General features: G+C 52.2%; 17 protein-coding genes and 1 tRNA gene. 8 read left to right on the forward strand and 10 right to left on the reverse strand.

The genetic code is table 11. The features are described 5' to 3' along the window. Positions 1-154 precede the first annotated feature (154 nt). The 6 genes from F822_RS10035 to F822_RS10065 all read right to left on the reverse strand — a co-directional run bounded on the left by F822_RS10035 (position 155) and on the right by F822_RS10065 (position 7,890). Positions 155-1,396 carry an MFS transporter gene (locus F822_RS10035; RefSeq protein WP_025041753.1) on the reverse strand — a complete coding sequence of 414 codons (1,242 nt, stop codon included), beginning with the start codon at positions 1,394-1,396 and terminating at the stop codon, positions 155-157. 428 nt (positions 1,397-1,824) lie between these two features. Then, the gene (locus F822_RS10040; RefSeq protein ID WP_025041752.1) at positions 1,825-2,937 is read right to left on the reverse strand and encodes a sulfate ABC transporter substrate-binding protein; all 1,113 of its coding nucleotides are present in this window, start codon (positions 2,935-2,937) and stop codon (positions 1,825-1,827) included. A 20-nt stretch (positions 2,938-2,957) separates the two neighbouring features. Continuing rightward, the gene (locus tag F822_RS15345; RefSeq protein ID WP_156304390.1) at positions 2,958-3,221 is read right to left on the reverse strand and encodes a hypothetical protein; all 264 of its coding nucleotides are present in this window, start codon (positions 3,219-3,221) and stop codon (positions 2,958-2,960) included. Positions 3,222-3,765: 544 nt separating this feature from the next. Then, positions 3,766-5,241 (reverse strand): OprO/OprP family phosphate-selective porin, encoded by a 1,476-nt coding sequence (locus F822_RS10050; RefSeq protein ID WP_231623479.1) that lies wholly within the window; start codon positions 5,239-5,241, stop codon positions 3,766-3,768. Positions 5,242-5,805: 564 nt separating this feature from the next. Continuing rightward, positions 5,806-6,993: an NAD(P)/FAD-dependent oxidoreductase gene (locus F822_RS10060; protein WP_025041748.1), complete on the reverse strand. Its 1,188-nt coding sequence runs from the start codon at positions 6,991-6,993 to the stop codon at positions 5,806-5,808. A 123-nt stretch (positions 6,994-7,116) separates the two neighbouring features. Beyond that, positions 7,117-7,890: a hypothetical protein gene (locus F822_RS10065; RefSeq protein WP_025041747.1), complete on the reverse strand. Its 774-nt coding sequence runs from the start codon at positions 7,888-7,890 to the stop codon at positions 7,117-7,119. A 766-nt stretch (positions 7,891-8,656) separates the two neighbouring features. Here F822_RS10065 and F822_RS10070 point away from each other — a divergent pair. Next, entirely contained in the window at positions 8,657-11,224 is a 2,568-nt protein-coding gene (locus F822_RS10070) for a TonB-dependent receptor (protein ID WP_025041746.1), read from the forward strand. A gap of 370 nt (positions 11,225-11,594) precedes the next feature. Here F822_RS10070 and F822_RS16100 read toward each other — a convergent pair whose 3' ends face one another. Next, positions 11,595-11,873, reverse strand: a complete 279-nt coding sequence (locus tag F822_RS16100) for a hypothetical protein (RefSeq protein WP_442934893.1) — start codon at positions 11,871-11,873, stop codon at positions 11,595-11,597. A gap of 884 nt (positions 11,874-12,757) precedes the next feature. Continuing rightward, a tRNA-Leu gene (locus tag F822_RS10080) sits at positions 12,758-12,844 on the reverse strand. 85 nt (positions 12,845-12,929) lie between these two features. Between F822_RS10080 and queA the strand changes: the two genes are divergently transcribed. The 6 genes from queA to F822_RS10110 all read left to right on the forward strand — a co-directional run bounded on the left by queA (position 12,930) and on the right by F822_RS10110 (position 19,302). After that, entirely contained in the window at positions 12,930-13,988 is a 1,059-nt protein-coding gene (gene queA, locus F822_RS10085) for a tRNA preQ1(34) S-adenosylmethionine ribosyltransferase-isomerase QueA (RefSeq protein WP_025041744.1), read from the forward strand. Positions 13,989-14,141: 153 nt separating this feature from the next. Beyond that, a complete protein-coding gene (gene tgt / locus F822_RS10090) occupies positions 14,142-15,248 on the forward strand; it encodes a tRNA guanosine(34) transglycosylase Tgt (protein ID WP_025041743.1) in 1,107 nt (368 codons plus the stop codon). A gap of 36 nt (positions 15,249-15,284) precedes the next feature. Then, positions 15,285-15,623, forward strand: a complete 339-nt coding sequence (yajC, locus tag F822_RS10095) for a preprotein translocase subunit YajC (protein WP_025041742.1) — start codon at positions 15,285-15,287, stop codon at positions 15,621-15,623. Between the two features lie 100 nt (positions 15,624-15,723). Then, positions 15,724-17,568, forward strand: coding sequence for a protein translocase subunit SecD (secD, locus tag F822_RS10100; RefSeq protein ID WP_025041741.1), 1,845 nt, complete (start codon positions 15,724-15,726; stop codon positions 17,566-17,568). Between the two features lie 54 nt (positions 17,569-17,622). Next, entirely contained in the window at positions 17,623-18,555 is a 933-nt protein-coding gene (gene secF / locus F822_RS10105; RefSeq protein WP_025041740.1) for a protein translocase subunit SecF, read from the forward strand. 75 nt (positions 18,556-18,630) lie between these two features. After that, the gene (locus F822_RS10110; RefSeq protein WP_025041739.1) at positions 18,631-19,302 is read left to right on the forward strand and encodes a DedA family protein; all 672 of its coding nucleotides are present in this window, start codon (positions 18,631-18,633) and stop codon (positions 19,300-19,302) included. A gap of 218 nt (positions 19,303-19,520) precedes the next feature. On the opposite strand, the gene hemH is transcribed toward F822_RS10110, so the two are convergent. Further along, positions 19,521-20,621: a ferrochelatase gene (gene hemH, locus F822_RS10115; RefSeq protein WP_025041738.1), complete on the reverse strand. Its 1,101-nt coding sequence runs from the start codon at positions 20,619-20,621 to the stop codon at positions 19,521-19,523. A gap of 212 nt (positions 20,622-20,833) precedes the next feature. Continuing rightward, a complete protein-coding gene (gene hrcA, locus F822_RS10120) occupies positions 20,834-21,853 on the reverse strand; it encodes a heat-inducible transcriptional repressor HrcA (RefSeq protein WP_025041737.1) in 1,020 nt (339 codons plus the stop codon). Positions 21,854-22,119: 266 nt separating this feature from the next. Between hrcA and F822_RS10125 the strand changes: the two genes are divergently transcribed. Continuing rightward, positions 22,120-23,004: an NAD kinase gene (locus tag F822_RS10125; RefSeq protein WP_025041736.1), complete on the forward strand. Its 885-nt coding sequence runs from the start codon at positions 22,120-22,122 to the stop codon at positions 23,002-23,004. Positions 23,005-23,010: the final 6 nt, after the last annotated feature.

The raw sequence follows: 23,010 nt of genomic DNA on the forward strand, positions 1-23,010 counted from the left end.
GAGACAATCACGGGAGAGTTCAAGCCGGTACGACCGGAAGATGCATGGGCAATGAAACGTGATGATGGGTTTTGGTAACTTGATGGTTTTGTTCCTATCCCTGAACCGAAGGAAGACTTCCCCTTACTGCGACCCAAGACCAATTTTTCTATTCTCAATCCAGCGGAACATCCAGGTGCCTAAAGGATATCAGCAAGGCCAGATCATAGGCGATCTTCAAAGCTCCACAAGCAATCAAAGGTGCACTCAGCAGCCCGCTGGCCAGCAAAGCGCCGGTCAAGGTTGGGCTTGCGATCGAAGCAAGGCTGCGGGATACCGCGGTGAAGCTTGCAGCGGCAGTGCGCTCCGCCGGGGTGACAACAGCCATTACATAGGCAGTACGTGTCGGCACATCCATCTGCGATAATGCACTCCGTACGAGCAGCAGAACGAGTGCGACCTCGAGGTTTGGGGCAATTGCAGCAAAAATGAGGCACACGTTAGCAGGGATGTGAGTAAAGACCATCGTGTTGAGCAGCCCGATCCTGCGCGCAACGATCGGTGCGGCAAGCTGGGATCCGGCCGACAAAAGCCCCGCACAGAAGAAGAATGTTCCAGCCTGTCCGAGCGACAGTCCAAACCGCGCAAAGAGCCAAAGCGTCAGCAGGGAGTTTCCCAACAATCCCCCGGCAAACGCATCAATGCTAAATAGCATGGCAAGCTTGAATATAATGCTGCGTGATGGCCCCAGCGGCTGTTGTAGCGGGGCAGTCTGGATCTCGATCGCCGGCAGAGTTCGATAGAGCAGCCAGACTGATCCGCCGAGTAGACCGTACAGTACGAACATTGCGCGCAGGCCATCAATTAATGAAAGACCCGACCATGGCAAGAGCCAGGATGGGATGCCGGCGGCTAAGGCGCCAACAGCGGCGCTCAGTGAGCCAATAAGCGAATAACGAGCGAACAGCGTGGTTCTTGCGTTGCCGCTAGCCGCCTGCGCCAAGCGGGCATGCTCCAGCGGCAAAAATACGCTTACATCGGCCGAACCCGGATTAAGGGTTCCAATGAATGCGACAACAAATAGTGGCCAAAACGATGAAACGCTCGCAAAGCTAACGCCGGTAATTGCCATTAACAAGGCAGCGAACAGCAGCAACCGGCGTGTTGTCCATTTATAGCCAATCACACCGAGCCCCAGCATCGCCAAAGCTGATCCGGCTAACGTTGCTGTATTTAAAAAACCTACGTCCAGTTGATCAAACCCCAATGCCAGCAGATAAGCGGGCAAAAGTACGGCAACATAGCCATCGCCAAAGGCGCGCAAGGCGCGGGCTGCCAGTAATGGGAAAGCAGTTTCAGCTACCTCCGCAGGCATGAGCAAACGAGTAAGTGTCCTGCGCCCTACGCCCGCTTTCACTGATTTGGTCCTCCCCCTGCAATCTGTCTATGACGTAATGCCGATTTTGTCACTCAGGATTATTCGACGCCACCTTGTGCATCAAATGCCTTTTCCTTTTTAAGGGTTCTTGTCAGCTGATACTGATGCTCAACAGCCTGACATGCAAAAAACCCCTTTATTGCATGCGATAACAGGATCATCCGGATAGATGTATTCGGCTGGAGGTACACCGAAGCCTGGCGTGATGTGGACCGCTTCTTACAATGAGGTTAGCGTGGACCGATCTGTTGATAACTAACAAAGCTTTGTCCTGGCTTGGGTTTCCCATGCTGATCAGGATTGCGGCGCGTTTCGCATATGGGAAATTATTGTTCCGATTCATTCCTCTTTGTCTAAGTCAGGGCGGGGCCTGCGCCCGTAACTGCGCTTGGGGTCGTTTGAAACCTTTAATTTTGGAGGGCGAGTAAATTATCCATCGCGCTTATCTGTAAAGCGGTATCGATAGCGCCCTTCACGGCGACAGAATCTGAAACATCGCCGGTGATCTGGTCAAAAACACCGCCCCTGGCAAAATGTATTTTCTGGGCTTTCTGCCAACCGCCGGATACCTCGTCAACGGTAAACAGCTCAAGGTGGGGAAACCGGTCCTCGTACCTGGCGGCCACGGACGGATCGCGGGGACGGTAATAGTGCTTGGCGGCGATATGCTGTGCCTGGGGTGTATATAGATATTCGATGTATGAAGCCAAACCGCGTGCGCCTTTCCCGTTCCCAACCGCGTCCACTACGCTAATAACAGGTTCAGCCACTATTGATATAGACGGGGTAACGATTTCAAACTTATCGTTTCCGTTATTCTGAACGATCCGGTGCGCTTCATTTTCCCAAGTGAGGAGTACATCGCCTATGTTGAGCAAGACAAAGGCAGTAGTTGAGCTTTCCGGCTTTTCATCCTTGTAATCCACCGCCTTGGCGTTGGCAAGCAATTGGCTGACAAACTCACGGGCGATTTGTTCACTGCCGCCTGATTGCCTCATTGCATATCCCCAGGCCGCCAGATAATTCCATCGGCCGCTTTCAGAGCGCTTTGGGTTCGGGTTAACCACTTTTATATCAGGGCGCACCAGATCGCTCCAGTCCCGCAGTTCTTTTGGGTTACCTTTCCGTACGAGAAACACGATGGTTGAAGTATAGGCTGAAGGATAAGAGCTGGTCCGAAAATCCTGCGCTAAAAGCTCGCGGGGGCCGGGTGTAACAAGTCGTTCTTTATCATCCAGCTTGTCTACATCGTAGGACAGCGCAAGGGCCGGAACATCAAGTCCATCGACCGTAATATGCACCGGCTTTCCCGACTTGCTCCGCGCCTGCTCGACCTCGATATCCAGACCCGTCCGGGTTTTCCAGTGAGAGGCAAACGCAACATTCAAATCCTCATGTAACCGCCCCACAGCGCCGGGGGCAGGACGGCCGGGAAAATTATTCAGGGTGGCGTAGGCAGCGCCCAGGCTTACCAGCGCTATAAATGTACCAACAGCAAAATGGGAAGTATTGAGAGTCATTTTTCATTTTCTCCGGTTGCTCAGCAGCTTTGCTCTAAGCAACCAGTAAGCAGTAAGGTGGGGGAGTTGCCATCAGCGTTAATGGGGGCTATCCCGACGCTGGGCCCTGTACTATTTTTCCAGAGCACTATTGATTCGGAAAAGCCGACAAGCTCTTCTTCGTGCACGTAGGGGGATAAAGAACCATAGGGTCCTTGCGGATCGTAAGGCGGGTTGGAAATAACGTTATCCATGCGCTTGATATAACCCTCTTCAGTCCGTACATATACTGCGTATTCAAACATGGCTCACTCTTGTAATAAGATTCGGTTTGCGCATCTTATCGTGGGTTTGTTACAGCATTTTTAAGGGGACTAACTTACCCCAATTAGCGGCCTCGTCAATCCAGACTGGGGATCGCAAAGGGGCTGGTCAAGCGATGCCGCCTTGACCAGCCCCTTTAAACACAATGGATCAAACAGCTCAAAACCAGGCAAGCGAATTTATTCAAATGTGGTTTGAGAAGTCAGAGATTAGGCGGAAATGCGCGTTTCGCGGAGTCTGCGGCGAGAAAGTTTGCGAGTTTCACTTTCATAAGCCGCAAAGATAGCGTGCACGTCCAGCTCCGACCTGGATCTTCCGGCAGAGCGCAGCTCCTTGTTAATACCTCTTTCCAGCCAGCGATCGAACTCATCCAATGTATAACCGTACAGATCAATGTATCTTCGTTTCTTCATAACATTTCTTCCGTGATCAGAAAACATACTTCAGCGTCAATCGAACTGTCCTTCATTACAGATTTACCGTCGCTGATCCGTGATTTCACGCATATCCTCAGGTGAATCGGCATTAGAAGGCTATTTGACTACGGAACATGAAAGTGTTCAGGTTATACGGCTTACCACCGCTCGCCGTCACTAGCGGCGAGTCCTTGATTTCAAGGATTTTGTCATAGTTAAACATGAATCGAACGTTGTTGTTTACGTACCAGTTCAGGGCGCCGGTAAAGTTTTTCATCTCCCCTCCCCTGAAGGCGCCATCGTTCATATCTACTCCGGCGACACGTGCTGCCAACTCCCATGCACCCCATCCCCCCTTGGAAAAGCTGAAGTCCCGGGCTGGCTCCACTCTGTGAAACTTTCCTTCTTTGTAATTGCGCGATTCCCCGGTGAGCGTCCATGCGGCTTCTCCGTACCAACCATGAAAGCTTAGCGAATCCAGACCATTTTTACGGCCAATCCAGCTATGGGTATACTCGCCTCCCGCGCTGAACGGGCCATATACGCCGCTGGCCTCCAGGCCAAGCATCTTGATGTCCTCAATATCTCCTATCCTGCCGGAATCGATCGGAAACAGATCAGTCATATGTGACGTTTCATGCCTGAATCTCACGCCATTGGAGCCACCAAATACCTGGCCGCTGCCGCTCGGTTTGCGATAGTTTCCCGCCACACCTAAATGGACAACCTCTGTTTTTTCGTTAATGGGTGCAAAAGTGACACGCGAATTGGTTCCCCAGCTTTCATCCAGGCTTGTGGTATTCGGGTCGATTGACTCGCCATAAAGTCCAACCTGCCCAGTCCAGTTTTTATCACTTTTTGACACATTCAGACCGATAGCGCGATCGACGAGTGGTGCGTTAAGCACATTCATTAATGATCTTTCCATGAACATGAGATCGTTGGAGCTTTCTTGTAACTCACGGCTGAAAGGCTGCTTCTGCTGGCCGACATTGACCTTCGCGAAGCCCCCTCTATACGAGATAAACATGTCTTTAACGCCGACACTATTATCAGCGAAGTCGATCTGGCTTTTGAAATCCCAATCTTTAAAGAAAGTACCCGCAAACTCCAGGCGTCCCCTGCGCAGCTCTGTGCCATCATTGGCTTGAACAGGAGCGCTGCCTCTAAAAAAATTATCATTACCGCTATGCGTGTAATCCGTGTGGATCCGGCCCCCGATCTTGAACTTGAAGTTCTTGTCTGCTGTTTCGAATTGCAAGCCGTTTTTATCCAGTTTGAGTTGCTTTTCGCTTTCCTTGATACGTTCCTCGATGGATTCAACCTTGCTGACGAGCTGCGCCCGCTCTGCTTTTTCTTTTAATCTCGCACTTCTGTCACCGGTTATTGGCTGTTGGGTTCTCTCTGCTTCCGGTGCCGGCGCTGCATTGTTTGATGGAGCACGTTCGACTCTCTCAAAATTACCTATAGGTTGCCGGTCAGATCCGGGTTCTCCATATATCTGCTTGGTTTTGGTATCAATATAAAGGTCAATCGCAAAAGCCCCTGATGATGTGCTTGCTCCCAACACAACTGCCGCCGTCAATATAAGTTTCGAAAATTTCAAAGCTAATGCCCCCAGTTGTAATGTTTTGGTTATGGTTACGTTTATCGCTAAAAACCGGGGCAAGAATAGGGAAAAGAGATGACTGCCTTATTAACCTTTGGTAACAGTTTTATGACAGTAACAAAGGCAGTTGAACGATGATGACTCGATCCGAGTGCTGAGATGACTCTCTATCCTGGCTTTCATTCCAACCATGGATGGCAGGCTGAGCTTTACCTTTGCGGCGCGAGGGGCAGCGCTACTTACAGAATTTCAAGAAAGGAGCTGAAGGAACAACTTGCCCCAAGGGGTTGCCCTGCTACTGTTTGTCAACATGATCCAGTTAAACAGTTACGGGCAGTTTGGCTCTGGCAGCTTGTCGGATTTGAAGAATCGCAGCGAAAAGGTGACTGGGTGAAGGCGGATTTTGTGGATTTTGAAGGCCAATAGTTATTCTATTGGTTTAAAAAGTGGTGAAATATGAACCGCCGGATGCTTTTGCAGCCGATTTTCTTTAAGTTCGACAGGCTGCCAGTAATAGGGCGGTATTTGAGACAGGGCTCATCAACGATTAGCAAATAAAATCCTCATCCATCCCGAAAGTGTTAACAAAAACCCGGGATCACCTGTTTCATTAAACATCCCTTCCACTTTACGGCGGGTATATTCGTTTCTGGCGGCATGCCTCACCAGCTCGTTGGTCAGGTACGGCCAGTTAAATAAAAATTCTGCTTTACGGTAGACTTCAAACTTTGGCTGGAGGGCTTTTATGCTTCGGGTATAGGTTTGGGCTACAGCGGTGCGACCTAGATGGTATTGGCCCATGATAGCCTCTGCCGCAAGAATGCCTGTTTCCATTGCTTTGCCAATTCCCTCGCCAGTAAGCGGAAAAGTCGCGCCGATGCATTCTCCGATGCCCAGCAAGCCACCGCGAGCGAACCGCGTACCGGACAAGCCGGTGCGAAGTGGCGCCCCTTTAAGGGGACTGATGATTTTCCCGTCTCGCATCAAGTCTTGAGCAAGGGGTAATTGGGTAATAAATCGCTCATAGCTGCGACGAGGATTGCTGTGTCTATGCGCAGAACCGAAGAATCCGATGCCGATGTTGAATATGGCGTCAGGCCCCGGAAAAATCCAGCCATAGCCGCCTTTCGCCGAGTGATCAAAAGTAAATGTCAGCTCGTGTATATCTCTTGCCAAACGCTCGTTACGCACATACTGGCGAGTCGCAAAATTGTGACATTCAGCTCCCAGCAATAATCCGGCGTGCTGGATTGACCTGACATTGGCACCGGTTGCCAGCAATATCCAATGTGTCTGCGCGGAGACATAATTACCACTTCTGTAGAACGCCACCTGGTAATTTTCCTCGTTCTCATCAGAAATACCGACGAACTCGTGGCCAGGTAAAAACTCGCTGCCGGCTTCCATGGCGCTGTCCAGCAATAACGCATCCAATTTCAGGCGTGGCACACAAGCGCTATCCGCTCGGATCAAAACGTTGCTGCCATCGAAACCAATCAGACGCATCCCTTTGGCAGGGCAGGAGATATTGGTAACGCGCTCAATCAGGCCAAGTTTTTTCAGCGCCTGATGCGCGTCAGGAATCAAGGCGTCTCCACACGTTTTGTCACGCGGGAAGATCGCCTTGTCAAACAGGCCGACAGAAAAGCCAGCGTTGGCTAAAGTGCGGGCGGCCGCACAACCTGCGGGCCCCGCGCCGATAATAATGACGTCATAGACGTGTCGCATTGGATCGTCTCAGATGTCCGGAACGCCGTTTCCACGTGTACCCATGGACATAGCCCTCCATCAACAAGACCCAGTTCGAGCGTCGCGCCGGTTTAAAACAAACTCTTCTTAAATCGAGCGCGGTTATTTCACACAAACACCGCTGCAGTCGGCACCACCACGGGCGGGATCGCAATTGTCGGAAGGGTCATCCACGCACTTCTTGCCGTCAGGGCATGGAAATCCTGCAATTCCTCCGCACATTTGCTTCGGTTCTTTCTCACCGTACGCGGAGCTCCCCTTGGGCGGATAATCGACGCGTTTCCCGCCGCCCGGCTTGGTTGGTTCCGTCGCACCAATCTTGACCGTTTCACGAATCTGCCGAGGTTCCACCGCTTCTACATCGATGGATTCCACTTCTCCATCTGTATGCCGGGCGGTATAGACGCCAACCACGTCCAGGGGCACTGGGCTTTTTATCACCAGGAATCCTTCCAGGAATGCAAAATCCACGCAAACGCCGTCGATGGGGCAAAAGTAACCCGCGATATCAAAGCAGTTCACGCCGACCGCCCCGTCTGGCTGGAGAACGGCTTCCTTGAATGGCGTTATGCCGAATGGTCCTGGCTCGGAGCCGAACTGTGTCGCAAGCGCCACCTTGGCGGCGACGGTAACTTCTTTATTGGTGGGGTTGTGTATGTTGACCGCCGTACGATAGGTGCCGCGCGCCAATGAACCGTCCTGGTGCGGTAGCAGCAGCGAACAAGCGACTTTTGCGGCATATTGATATTCCGTCTTGATTATCTTCGAAGGTTTCATCGGTTCTGCCTGGGATACGGTAATAGCCTCAATAGGGCCAAACGCAACCAATATTCCCATCAATGCGGAAAAGATACCCATCACGCGTAGTTGTTTCATGATAGTGACTCCTGTTGTTTTAGATTTGGATACAGGTTGGTCCGAACGATTAATCGATTAATTTCAAAATCAGCGCTCAGCCGGTTGTCGCGCCATCATTAATGGCCTCGGTAAGCATCTTCATCTGAAAATGAAAAACGAGTAGCGCTGCAAACCTTCAATATATTCATAGCAGTGTTTGTTTTACAGTCAAGTCTATTTGCAAATTCCCTGATTTCAGCCTGACCGGTTTTCCTGGGGCGTCGACGCCCAAGTATGGCGAATAGTATGAATAGATACCCAGGTGTAAATATCCACACTATCCCTGGATCTCCCTATCTCCCCGGCGCCCCGAAACGGGAACCGCAGATCCAACGGAATGGGGGAAAGATAATTCTCTCGATCGCACTCATCAGTAAATCGTGACAGCTCATTCGGCGGCAACCATGAAAGAACGATGCAGCTGTAACTTCCTGATCAATAAAACACTGTTTTATATGGTGCGACAATTTGCCGCATTCCTGCGCTGACTGAAATAGATTATTCTCGCGTTCCGATTGCTGAGGTGGGAACTCTGGATTCTTGATCAGTCTGCGTGTTTATTTTGCCATTCCTCGGCCTGCGCTCACTGATCACAATCCGGTGCAAAAAACTGGAGTGGAACCACCCGGTTTTTTGAACTACATCAAACCGAATCAATGCGCTGGCGGAAATCTTTTAAAAATACATCTGGTGCAGCATCGATAAACAGCTGTTTTTCAGTAATAAGAAAAGCAGGTGAGGAAATATGAAACCAAATATAAAGCTGAAATCGATGCCGTTTGCCTTGGCAAGTTTGCTCTGCGTATCTTCTGTCTGGGCAACCGATGAGCACGGGTCGCAGGCAAAAGATGAGGTCGAGGCTGAATTAGCACCAATTAAAAAGCCCCTTGCTGCCACCCCTATGACCCCTATGCCAGCACGTTCCGCTGGAACGGAGATAGCGCAAACCCCTGCCGGAGTCGCCGAAAAACAGGCGCCGACTGACGAGCCCGCGGTTAAATTGCCGGAAATGACGATCGGAGGAAAGGTGAAGCCGATCTCCAGGCAAACCGAAAAGGAAAGGTACAGGCTACCCCAGACCACAGAGAGCATGACCAGGGAAAAACTGGACAGTACGGTCAATCTGATGGCGACAGAGGATGCCATTAAATACATGCCATCCATTCAAGTACGCAGTCGCTATATCGGTGACACCAACGCACCCGTGGGGATGCGCACCTCGGGCACCTCCGCCAGCGCGCGCAACCTGATTTATGCGGATGGTATCTTGCTGTCTTCCTTGCTCGGCAATAACAACTCAAACACGGGTTCGCCTCGCTGGAATACGGTATCGCCCGCTGAAATCGAGCGTATCGATATTATGTACGGCCCGTTTTCGGCAGCCTATGCCGGCAATTCAATAGGTGGGGTGATTAACATCACCACGCGAATGCCGGATAAATTTGAAGTGGGTGCCGATGCGCAATCTTCCTGGCAGACTTTCAATCTCTATGGCACAAAAGAAACCTACGACACCCAGCGGTACTCCGGAAATATCGGCCATCGCTATAATGATTTGTCATTCCGGTTCGACTACAGCCATCTCGATGCCCATAGCCAGCCGATAACGTTTGCGACAGCGCTTAACTCTGCCACTGCGGCCAACAGCGGGGATACGGTGGTGACAGGGGCATTCGCGGGTGCAAATGCTACAAATGCCCCCAACCAGACGCTGGGTGCGGGAAACATCAATCACACGGTACAGGATAACTTCAAGTGGAAATGGGCCTACGATATTACCCCGACCATAAAGATCGCCTATACCTTGGGCATGTGGCAGAACAACGCCAGCTCGAGGACGCAAAGCTACCTGAGGGATGCGGCGGGGAATCCGGTGCAAAGCGGCTTCGTCAATATTGGCGGCAAGCGATACAATTTGTCCACTCCGAATAGTCCCACCTTTGCGGGCAATCAGACCGATCAGACAACCTGGTCGCATGGCATGAATCTCCGGTCCAATACCGGTGGAAAATTCGATTGGGAGTTGGTGGGTAGCGTGATTGATTTAGGCAGGGATACCGTTCGCGCCCCAACGGTCGACCCCACCCTTGCGTTCGCCGGCAATGCGCCGGGTAGAATCACCAGTTTGACCGGGTCTGGCTGGCATACTGTCGACGCCAAGGGTATCTGGCGGCCAAGCGTCGATCTGCTGGGTTACCATGAGATCAGTTTTGGTTTTCACCATGACCTGTATACGCTCAAGAATCCAGTGTTCAATACCAGCAACTGGCAAAGCGGCAACGGTCAAAGTATCTTTTCAAACTCGACCGGAAAGACACAGACCGAAGGTTACTGGATACAGGACGCCTGGGATTTTCATGAGGATTGGAACTTTACAGTGGGTGGACGGTTGGAATCATGGCACGCTTATGATGGAGTCAACACTACCACCGTAAATGGTTCGCTCCAGACGATCAATCAGGCTAACAAAAGTGCCGTCAATTTTTCGCCCAAGGGCAAGTTAACCTGGAGCCCTATGGATCGCGTGAAAATTGGCGCGGCCATCGGCCAGGCTTACCGCTACGCAACCGCCTCTGAACTATTTCAAACGACGACGGTGGGAACTGGCACCACGGCAATATCGGTTAATGGAAACCCCAATCTCAGACCCGAAGATGCTCTTGCTTCCGAACTTTCCGCCGAATATTTTCCTGATAAGGGAAGATTGCGTCTCAGCTTGTTCCAGGAGCGTATAAAAAACGCCATTTTTTCCCAGACGGGGCTGATTACAGCTAACGGTACCACTTCGCAAGCAACCTTTATTTCGAATGTAGGCGAAATCGATACTTATGGCATCGAGGTTTCGGGGGAGAAAGCGGATGCGGGTATAAAGGGTCTGGATATTCTCGGTAATTTCACCTGGGTGGATTCCCGAATAAATAGTAACCACGATGCAGATGCGGCAGCCGCGGCATTAGGGCCAACAGCAGCCAATCCCAACGCTGCGGTTCCCTCAACCGGCAAACGTCAACCGAGACTCCCCACTTGGCGGGCTAACGCCATAGTCACCTATCGCGCAAACGAGAAACTGACGGCTTCGGTGAGTGTTCGTTACAGCAGCGGCCAGTTTGGCCAACTGAATAACACCGATACGAATGGTTTTGCCTATACAGGGATAACGAGCTATGTTGTCGCCGACTTAATTGCGAAGTACAAAATCACCAAGCAGTTGACTGCTATTGGCGGCATCAACAACGTCAACAACGACAAGTACTGGATCTTTCACCCATTTCCTCAACGGACTTTCTTTGCCCAGCTGAAGTTTAATTATTAGAAGTGGCGATACTTGAAAGTTGTCGGGTTCTTAGCTCAGGCGAAACTGAGTGTCGAGCCCCCATTTTGCCAGAACCAGCCCCCGGCTTACCTTGCAATCTGCATGGACGGTATTGTTGACCACTGCCGGTGCCCACTGTTGAGTCTATCACCTTGTTGGCGTTCAGCAATCCTATCGTCTGCGACGAACACAATTATCGGTAGGTCGGGCTCTGCCCGACATCATTCTACGATCGTCGGGCGAAGCCCGACCTACAACTGACAAGGAGATCAGGCAAGTAAACGGTAGAACCGCACATCAACCAGATACGGCAAAAACAAAGTTTCAGCGGCGGAATAGGTGAACGCTCGCCCGTACTGAACATTTATGCCTAGGGCAAGCGCTTGCGGTTGGGCTCTCTCATTATTCTCTTGAGCAAAGCGTCACAGGATTTTTGCACCGATTCAAGCGCGATATGCAGTTCCAGAAGGTTCACCCCGACGTAATTGTCGCAATGAGGGCAGGCAAGTTTTGGTTCGTACTTCAGCCGTGAAATTGTCTCCTCGTACTTAATTGAACAGTGAGGACATTTGATTGTGATTGTCTCCGAATCCAGATTGAGCAGCATAGACATTCCCCTCGTAATGGCATGGCTATCAAATCTTATCATGGTTGAGGAGATTTTCAGAATAGGCGAGGTGAGTTTTACCTTGAAAAAATATTTATGTTATTGATGCCGTGGGTTATTTAGCAGATAAAGCTCAATCTTAAAGGTCGAGAGGTTGCCTGACATATCATGATCAAAAGTACTTTAAGCGGTAGGTCTGGGTTAGCGCAGCAGGTGTCGTTCTTGAACGACACGGCGGCCAGGGCGGAGCTAAGTGATCCTTGGCAGTCGTAAGTAAGTAAGATGAGCGAGGAGGTTGGAGCAATCCAAGAATGAAAATATGTGCTCATCTCGGTAGGGTCAATCGAATTAAGGAGATAAAACCTGTTAAATATGAGGTTAGTTATCAGATATTGATGGATATCCCGTCATAAGTACCGTCAATTGTTAGCTGCCACCCGCCTGGAAGACGAGGGAAGAGCCGCTATCGATTCTGGACATCGATCAAGGCGGTCAAAATAGATTAAGGAAAAATACCCCAACGAATGCGGAGGGCGTGAAGAAGCCCGGTGGGGGATCACCGGGCTTAAGACATCTATCAAGGGGTAATAAATGCCAGTCGGCTTCTACAGAATAGGATAGCCGGCTGGATAAATAATCTCACAATGAGACTGCATTTTTGTGACAATAAAAAACCCACCGCATATTCGCCATTCAGCGGCATCAAGATTAATCTCCTTCATTCCGCATGGCGCAACTCGCCGGGGTGTAAGAGCACGAGCGGAGCAAGCTGTAACGCGCATGGGGAATGGGTTAAGGAGCCGCTATAGCCACTGATCGCCCATAGCACGGCTTCAAAGTCATTCGTACTGCTTGGTGTTTGGTTTGCTTCTGGATAGCCTTTACCAGGCAAGGATCGGTGTTTGATATTCACTGAAACTCCGTTTTGGTGCCGGGAGGGGGAATCGAACCCCCATGACCTCGCGGTCGCGGGATTTTGAGTCCCGTGCGTCTACCAATTCCGCCATCCCGGCACAGCCTGCCGGGGCATTATTACTGAAAATCCAAATCGCGGCAACTCGCATAAGCAATGCTGGGTGTATCGGTATAATACGCGCGATGAAAATTCAGGATTTCGATTTCAATCTGCCTCCCGAGCTTATCGCGCAGTTCCCGGTTGAGCAGCGCGCCAGCAGTCGCATGCTGCATCTGAAAGGTTCGGACGGTGCCCTGGGTGATGCAATGTTTGCCGATTTGCCCCGCTATGTGCACCCTGGCGACGTCATGGTGTTTAATGACACGCGTGTGATCAAGGCGCGTCTGCATGGCGTGAGGGACACGGGTGGCAGAGTGGAAGTGATGGTGGAACGGGTGCTGGATGCGCATTGCGTGTTGGCGATCATGCGCGCGAGTCATATGCCGAAACCGGGCTCGAAGCTTTTTCTTGCCGGTGCAATCGACGTGACGGTGCTGGCCCGTGAGCATGATTTTTATACGTTGCGTTTCGATCACGAAAACACGGTTATCGATTTGTTGGAGCGTTACGGTAACCTGCCGCTGCCGCCTTATATTTCCCGGTTGCCGGGAAAAATGGACGAGGCGCGCTACCAGACCATTTATGCGAAGCAGGCAGGCGCTGTCGCTGCGCCGACCGCGGGCCTGCACTTTGATGAAAGCATGCTGGCTGCATTACGGGAAATGGGGGTGCAGATCGCTTATGTGACGCTGCATGTGGGGTCCGGTACGTTCCAGCCGGTTCGGGTGGACAATATTGCCGATCACAAGATGCATGGAGAGATTTTTCATGTGCCGCAGGAAACGATTGACGTAATTCGGCGTGCGAAAGCCGGAGGGGGCAGGGTGCTCGCAGTCGGCACGACATCGCTGCGCGCTTTGGAAGGGGCGGCAGCACAAACGGCAGGGGCGGAGGCGTTGGAAAGGATGGACGAATTGAAATCGGGTCATGGCGAGACCGATATCTTCATCACCCCAGGGTACCGTTTTCGCGTGGTGGAGCGCCTGCTGACCAATTTTCATTTGCCTCGCTCAACCTTGCTGATGCTGGTGTCCGCATTTGGCGGAACGGAGAACATCCGTCGTGCTTACCAGCATGCTGTAAATGAGCGGTATCGGTTTTTCAGTTATGGTGACGCCATGCTGATCGAGAGCCAATCATAAACGCCGATCCCTGCTTTGCCCGCTAATTGACCGCTGATTGGCCGCTTGCCCTATAATTTGTAACGTAGTTCCAAAAACCTCGTATCCTGCGCGTCCTGAATACATCATCTCTATAGACACTTTGAGCCTATTCCCCATCAAGCAACCGGTAGCATGAAATTTCAACTGCATCGTACCGACGGCCGCGCCCGTCGGGGGACGTTATCGCTGGCCCACGGCACGGTCGAGACGCCCGCTTTCATGCCGGTAGGTACTTACGGCGCGGTAAAAACGATGTCGCCTGCGGATTTACGGGATATCGATGCCCATATCGTGCTGGGCAACACGTTCCACTTATGGCTGCGCCCCGGCCTCGAGGTGATCGGCGCGCATGGGGGGTTGCACCACTTCATGGGCTGGGATGGTCCGATATTGACAGACTCGGGCGGTTTCCAGGTGTTCAGCCTGGGAGCCCTGAGAAAGATCACCGAAGAGGGCGTCAAATTCAGGTCGCCGGTAAATGGCGACGTATGTTTTCTCACGCCAGAGGAATCGATGCGTATTCAACGCATACTCAATTCCGACATCGTGATGATATTCGACGAATGCACACCTTACCCGGCGGACGAGAAAGCGGCGCGTGTATCCATGGAATTGAGTGTGCGCTGGGCGGAACGGTCGAGGCGTGGGCATGACGATGAGCGGAATCCCAACGCATTGTTTGGCATTGTCCAGGGTGGAATGCATGAGAATCTCCGCGATGATTCGTTATCCAGCCTGGTGAATATCGGCTTTGACGGTTATGCAGTCGGTGGACTATCGGTAGGTGAGCCCAAAGACGACATGCAGCGCATTCTCAAGCACATCACGCCGCAGTTGCCCGACGAGAAGCCGCGTTATCTCATGGGTGTAGGCACCCCGGCGGATATTGTCAACGCCGTGTCCCAAGGCATAGACATGTTTGACTGCGTGCTTCCGACACGTAATGCCCGGAACGGGTGGCTGTTCACGCGCAATGGGGTGGTCAAGCTGCGCAACAGCCGGTATCGCCTGGATACAGCGCCGCCGGATGAACAATGCAACTGCTATACCTGCCGGAATTTCACCCTTGCCTATCTGCATCACTTGCAGCGGACCGGTGAAATTCTGGGCGCACGGCTCAACACGCTGCACAACCTGTATTATTACCAGCAATTGATGAGCGAAATTCGTGCCGCTATCGAAATTGGGCGGTTCCAGGAATACGCGCAAGGATTTCAAGCCGACGTCGCATCGTGCTAAAATCGCATCCTTTTTTATCCCATTATCGGAGAAACCATGTTGATTAGTGAAGCCTATGCCCAGGCCGCTGCGCCTGCGCAAGCAGCGGGAGTGGATTTTATGAGCTTGCTGCCGCTGATCGGTATATTCGTTGTCTTTTACCTTCTGCTGATTCGTCCTCAGGCGAAGCGTGCCAAAGAACAGAAATTGATGATAGAGGCGCTGCAAAAAGGTGATGAGCTGGCAACCGCATCCGGTGTATTGGGACGCGTGGTCAAGGTTGTCGGAAATTACGTCATACTGCAAATTGCCGAAAATGTGCAGGTCATCATACAAAAAACAGCGATTCAGACCCTGCTGCCCAAGGGAACCTTGAATAGTATCGAGAAGGAATAGTCCATCCTTGTAAAGGCCCAGGCGCGAAGGCTGTGGCATAGGTTTCCAGTACCCATTCTTAGTTTCCTTATTTCCTGTTTCCCGCCTTTCACTCAAAAAAATGAACCGCTACCCTTCCTGGAAATACCTGATTATCGCGGTTTCGATACTGCTTGGGCTGGTCTACACCCTGCCGAATTTTTACGGCGAATCGCCAGCGGTACAAATTTCACCGCTACGCACCGCGCCCAAGGCGGATACCGTACTACTGCAACGGATTGAAGATGCCCTGAAGAAAGCGAACCTTCCCGTGGATGGAATGTTTCTTGAGGCTGGCGGCGTCAAAGTGCGCTTCGCTGATACCGACACCCAGATCAAGGCCAGGGATACGCTCCAGTCTTTGCTGGGTAACGGTTACATGGTCGCGCTGAATCTGCTCTCCAATTCCCCTCACTGGTTGACGAGCATCGGCGCATTGCCGATGTATCTGGGGCTTGATTTGCGCGGCGGCGTGCATTTCCTGCTGCAGGTGGATATGAGAGGCGCACTTTCCAAGGCACTTGACCGCTATAGCGCGGACATACGCGGCAGCCTGCGGGAGAAAAAAATTTCCTATGCCGGACTTGACAAGCAGGGTTCCCAAATCACTGTCAAGTTCCGTAACACCGAATCGCGTGCTCAGGGAAAAGCGGAAATCAACAAAACCTACGCAGATCTGGATTTGCGCGAAGAGAATGTGGGCGCCGAGTTTTATTTGATAGCCAATATCAAGCAAGAAGCGCAGGTGCGTATCCAGAGTTCCGCTGTACAGCAAAACATCACGACCTTGCGCAATCGCGTCAACGAGCTTGGGGTGGCCGAACCCATCATTCAGCAGGCTGGTGTGGACCGCGTGGTTGTGCAATTGCCGGGCGTGCAGGATACCGCCAAAGCCAAGGATATTCTGGGACGTACCGCCACACTGGAGGTCCGCATGGTGGATGAGGGCCGCGACCTGGAGGCGGCACTTCGCGGGCAGGTTCCCTTCGGTTCCGAGCTTTACAACGAGCGCGGCGGCGGGCCGGTACTGGTTAAAAAGCAGGTGGTGCTGACGGGTGATCGCATCACTGACGCCCAGCCCGGCTTTGACAACAACAGTCAACCCGCCGTGCACATTGATCTCGACAGCAATGGGGCGCGTATATTCAAACAATTGACCCACGATAATGTCGGCAAGCGCATGGCCATTTTACTCATCGAGAAGAATCAGGCTGAAGTCATTACCGCGCCCGTGATACGCGAAGAAATCGGTGGTGGACGAGTGCAGATCAGCGGGCGCATGACCACGGAGGAGGCCAGGGATGTGGCGTTGTTGCTGCGTGCCGGTGCCCTGGCTGCACCGATGGATATCATCGAGGAACGAACGGTAGGCCCCAGCCTTGGCGCCGACAATATTTCGCGTGGGTTTAATTCAACCTTATACGGCTTTCTCGGGATTGCCGTCTTCATGACGGTTTATTACCTTGTGTTCGGCTTTATTTCGGTGACGGCGCTGGGCGTGAACCTGCTTCTGCTGGTAGGCCTCCTTTCGATCCTGCAGGCTACGCTGACGCTGCCGGGCATGGCGGCAATCGCGCTTACCCTTGGCATGGCAATCGATGCGAACGTGCTGATCAATGAACGTGTCCGCGATGAACTGAGGGAGGGTTTGTCGCCGCAAGCCGCAATCAATGCGGGATACGAGCGGGCGTTCGGCACTATTCTCGATTCCAATATTACGACCTTGATCGCGGGAATCGCACTGTTCGCATTTGGCTCGGGCCCTGTCAAGGGCTTTGCCGTGGTGCTGTGTTTAGGCATCGCCACTTCAATGTTCAGCGCAGTGATGGTATCGCGCGGGATAGTCAACCTGGTATATGGCAGCCGCCGCAAGCTGGAGCGGATCTCTATCGGCCAGATCTGGAAGCCGACTACCGATAAGCGCTAATACACATATGAGCAGAGCGGGAACATACATTCCTTCGGGGAGATAAGGGTCAGCATGGAATTTTTCAGAATCAAGCGCGACATTCCCTTCATGAGCTGGGGGAAATATACCACTACCATTTCGTTGCTTACTTTTGTCGTGGCGGTATTTTTTCTCGTCACCAAGGGGCTGAATCTGGGCGTGGATTTTACCGGTGGCACCGTGATGGAGGTGACCTATACCCATCCTGCTGAGACTACCAGGATACGGGATACGCTGGTCAAAATGGGAATGCCCGACGCCAGCGTGCAGAACTTCGGTACAGCGCGGGACGTATTGATACGCCTGCCGGCCAAGCCGGAGATGTCCAGCGCCAAGCTGTCCGAAACGGTGATAGCAGCGTTGCGTCAGGATGACGAGGCAGCGGAGCTGCGGCGTGTAGAGTTTGTGGGCCCGCAAGTGGGTAAGGAACTGGTGGAAAATGGTGCGCTGGCGTTGTTACTGGTTTCGCTCGGCATTGTCGCTTATCTGGCGGTGCGCTTTGAATGGAAGTTCGGGGTTGCCGGTATCATTGCGAACCTGCACGACGTGGTGATCATTCTCGGATTTTTCGCATTCTTCCAATGGGAATTCTCACTCACCGTATTGGCCGCTATCCTGGCCATTCTTGGCTATTCAGTCAATGAATCGGTGGTGATATTTGACCGTATACGGGAAAACTTCCGTAAAATGCGCAAGGCTACGGTGAACACAGTCATCGACAACGCGATCACCCGCACGATGTCGCGCACCATTATCACGCATGGCAGTACCCAGATGGTCGTGATCTCAATGTTCCTGTTTGGCGGCGAACCACTGCATAATTTTGCACTGGCGCTTACCATCGGCATTCTGTTCGGCATTTATTCCTCGGTATTGGTGGCAAGCCCTATCCTCATGTTGCTGGGGGTGTCGCGCAAGGATATTGTGAGACCTGAAAAGAAGGAAGAGGTGCAAGCGCTACCTTAATTCAATCGCAAGTTAAAGCAGCCTCATCCTATTGTCTGCCAGCTGGCTTCATCCCGGTCCTACTTAAGGCTTCTCTTGGAAATTCTTGCCGCCTTCATCGATATCATCCTGCACCTGGACAAGCATCTCATCTGGCTGGTTCAGAATTACGGCAACTGGATTTATCTTATTCTGTTCCTGATCATTTTCTGTGAAACAGGATTGGTCGTGACGCCCTTTCTGCCGGGTGATTCGCTGCTGTTTGTGGCGGGTGCGATTGCTGCAACCGGTGCAATGGACGTTCAATGGCTGGCCGCGCTTCTCATTCTTGCTGCATTTTGCGGCGATAATACCAATTATTGGATAGGGCGTTATTTCGGCCCCCGGATATTTTCCCGAGCAGACTCGCGCTTATTGAATCGCGCTCATCTGGAAAAAACCAATCAGTTCTATATGAAGCATGGCGGCAAAACCATCATTTTTGCGCGTTTTCTACCGATCATTCGCACTTTTGCACCTTTCGTGGCCGGTATCGGGCGCATGATATACCCACGTTTCATGGCCTACAGCGCGTTTGGTAGCGTCTTCTGGATCGGTTTTTTCGTATTCGGCGGATTTTACTTCGGTAACGTGCCAATCGTGAAAAACAACCTGACCTTTTTCATATTCGGCATCATCATTATTTCCGTTCTTCCAGGTATTGTTCAATTCGTGCGCAGTTGGCTTGGAAATCGCGGGGCAGAAGCGCCCATCAAGCGATTGGAGTAACGCGGTTTAACCGGAAACCGGAGTTGTAGCGAACTCACCAAGAAGGCGAGGTTTATGGGTACCAAAAATCCTTTTGGGCTTTTTGGGTTCTGGCGCCCGGCAGGCAAGTGAGCTGAAAAATAAGCTGCTAACAGCCGGATTCAGGTTTAAGCTTAATTCAAGCTTAGGCAGACGCAGCGGCCAACAAGCGAAGCGCATTGTGGCGCATGAAAGCCTCTTTAATCACTCGCCCCCAGTTCAAGTGCGCGCTGCCGCGACTGAGCCCGCTTCTCTTCCGCGTTTTCTTCTTTTGCATTCTCCAGCCCTAGCCAACCCTGCAGATTAGCGAGAGCGATGTCGCCTAATGCGCATATCCAGTCATCGCGTTCATTCAGGCAGGGAATGTAGTGATATTCATGGCCACCAGCCTGGATAAAAATGGCTTTCCCCTCTATGGCGATTTCTTCCAGTGTCTCGAGGCAATCGGAAACAAAACCGGGACAGACGACATCCACGCGCCCGGTATTCTGCTTACCGAGTTGCTCCAGTGTAGTCGCGGTGTAGGGTCTTAGCCATTCAGCCCGGCCAAAGCGGGATTGAAAACAAATCTCATACGCGTCTGCATGCAATTCGAGCGCCTCCGCCAGCAATCGCCCGGTTTTCCGGCACTCGCAATGGTAGGGGTCACCTTTATCCAGCGTTGCGCGCGGTACCCCGTGAAAGCTCATTACCAGCTTGTCGGGGCGGCCGTTTTCAGTCCAGTAATCGCGTATATTCTGTGCCAGAGCGGCAATATAGCCGGGATGATCATGATAATGTTTCACCGTGCGCAGCGCGGGGGTGTTGCGCATCTTCCCCAGTTGCGCAAATACCTCGTCGAACGCGGAGGCCGTGCTGCTTGCGGCATACTGGGGGTAGAGCGGCAGCACCAGAATGCGCTCGCAACCATTCTGCCTCATTCCCCGCAGCACCTCGGCGATGGAAGGACTGCCTATACTCATCGCATATTCCACCATCGGTGCCGGATCGGCGCGTTTGGCCAGCACATCGCGCAGCAGGCCGGTCTGTCGAGCGGTGTGGACTTTCAGCGGCGAACCTTCCGGCATCCAGATCAGCGCATATTTCTCTGCCGATTTTTTCGGACGCGTGTTCAGTATGAAGCCGTTCAGGATCGGCCACCATGCCCACCGCGGAAATTCCACTACGCGTGGATTGCTCAGGAACTGCTTGAGATAAGGCCGCAGGGCTTGTGCGGTGGGAGCGTCAGGCGTACCGAGATTGACTAGTAAAATGCCTGTCTGGCTCGGCGTGCCGTGCTGGTGGGCAGGTTCGGGCGCTATCAAGATATTCCAATTCTCATCAGAAACAAAACCGCTTTGTTGACATCTTCTTCGGCTCTACTATATGCACCGTGACGCAGCATACTGGCGGCCCATTCTTTCACGGGAGCAGGAATAGTGCGTTAGAAGCAAATTGACCTTGCAGGAACCGCTGGATGACTCACACGCGCTCAGGAATGAGCGTGGCGCTTCACCAATGGGTAATAAAGTAGCTAATGTTGCGATAGCGCGCTGGAAAGCAGCCTGGCAGTCACATCCACAATCGGAATGACGCGTTCATAAGCCATCCGCGTGGGTCCGATCACGGCGACGGTGCCGACGATTTTTCCGTCCACTTCATACGGTGCGGTAACCATGCTGAACTCATCCAAAGTCACGCCACCGGACTCCCCGCCGATAAAGATCTGCACACCTTCCGCCTTGCGGCTAAATTCCAGCAACTGCAACAACGCGGTTTTCCGCTCGAAGAGATCAAACAGCTTCTTCAGGCTGGTTGTATTACTCGACAAGTCATACACATCGAGCAGCTTGTGTTCGCCTGCCACGACCACGTTTTCGCTGTTCTCCTTGATTGCCGCCCCTCCCGCTTCAATAGCGGCAGTCATGAGTTGGGTCGTGTCATGACGCAATTGCTTCAGTTCGCTCTGGAGGCGAGTGCGGATTTCATCGATGGCGCAACCCGCATAATTCTGATTAATGAAATTGGCCGCTTCCGTCAATTCGGCCTGGCTGTATGTTCGGTCCGTAAAAAGCACGCGGTTCTGAACATCCCCTTCCGGTGTCACGATGATGAGCAGAATGCGTTTTTCCGACAAGGTCATGAATTCGATATAGCGGAATATGGCGGTACTCCGCTTGGGAGCCACCACCACGCCGGCGAAGCGTGTCAATTCCGCCAGCAATTGTGAAGCCGCGCTAATCAATCGTGAAGGATTGTCCGGATGAAGCTGGTCTTGAAGCTGGTGGATTTCAATGAGTTCCAGAGGCTTTACCACCAGCAGCGTATCCACAAAAAAACGATAGCCTTGATGGGTCGGTATGCGGCCGGCGGAAGTATGCGGACTGGCGACAAAACCCATTTCTTCAAGGTCCGCCATCACATTTCGAATAGTGGCGGGGCTAAGATCAAGACCGGAGAATTTGGAGAGCGAGCGCGAACCCACCGGCTGACCTTCGGTGATATACCGTTCGACCAGAGTCTTTAGCAGGATTTTGGCGCGCTGATTTAGCATTCCATTATTTTACACCAGGATTCATTCTACCGGCTGAATTGAGTCTTACCGCTCCCGAGCGACAGAAAAGGCAATGGCTAATACCTAAGGACGCCAACACGTCATCTTTCAGCCAATATCCGCCGTGGTCGCCGCGCTGAATATATCAATAACGGGGCTGGAATACTTTGTCACCTTGGGGCCGATATGGTTTAATCTCAAGAAATGTTTCATACCAAAGGTCGGCTTCATCAGCGGTTCCACCTATTCTTCAGTCTAATCTAACGATGAGTTCTTCGTTTAAAACAATAGCTTTGATCGGCAAGCATAAAAATCCCGATATCGTGGCTCCACTGCTGAGCCTGGGAAGGTATATGGAGAAGCGCAATCTGGAAGTTCTGCTGGATCAAGCTACTGCTGCTGTCGTGGCAGAGGCAAAATACCCCGCCGTGACCATGGAGGAGATCGGTATACGTGCCGATTTAGCGATAGTCCTGGGCGGCGATGGCACGATGCTCAATATCGCACGAAAGCTTGCGCCCTTCAATGTTCCGTTGGTTGGCATCAACCAGGGCCGGCTCGGATTTCTTACCGATCTTTCGATCGACTCCATGCTCGAAACGCTGGGCTCGATGCTGGATGGCCAATATTTCAAAGAGCGGCGCATGCTGCTGTTCGTTGAGGTCGTCCGGGATAATGTTACGGCATATAGTGCTCTGGCATTAAATGATGTAGCGGTAAATCGCGGCGTTGGCGGTAACATGATCGAGTTCGAGGTGCATATCAATGGCGAATACGTATACTCCCTGCGTTCGGATGGTTTGATTGTCGCGAGTCCGACCGGTTCTACCGCGTACGCATTGTCATCGGGTGGCCCTATCCTTCACCCCAGCCTTGATTTGATTGCACTGGTTCCGGTCAGCCCGCATACGCTGAGCAACCGCCCGATCGTTGTCGGGCCGGACGCCGTCGTGGAAATCCTGATGCATCGTACCGCAGTCGCGCGTGTGCATTCCGATAGCCATTCCCATTACGATTTAAGGCAATATGACAAGGTTGTCGTGCGGCGCTCTCCCCATACCGTAACATTGCTGCACGCCTCGGATCACAGCTACTACCGCATGCTCCGCGAGAAGCTTGGCTGGAGCGGCATACCCAGAAACCAGGTATGAGCCTTT

The organism is Nitrosospira briensis C-128, from assembly GCF_000619905.2.
In the GTDB taxonomy this organism is placed as follows: domain Bacteria; phylum Pseudomonadota; class Gammaproteobacteria; order Burkholderiales; family Nitrosomonadaceae; genus Nitrosospira; species Nitrosospira briensis.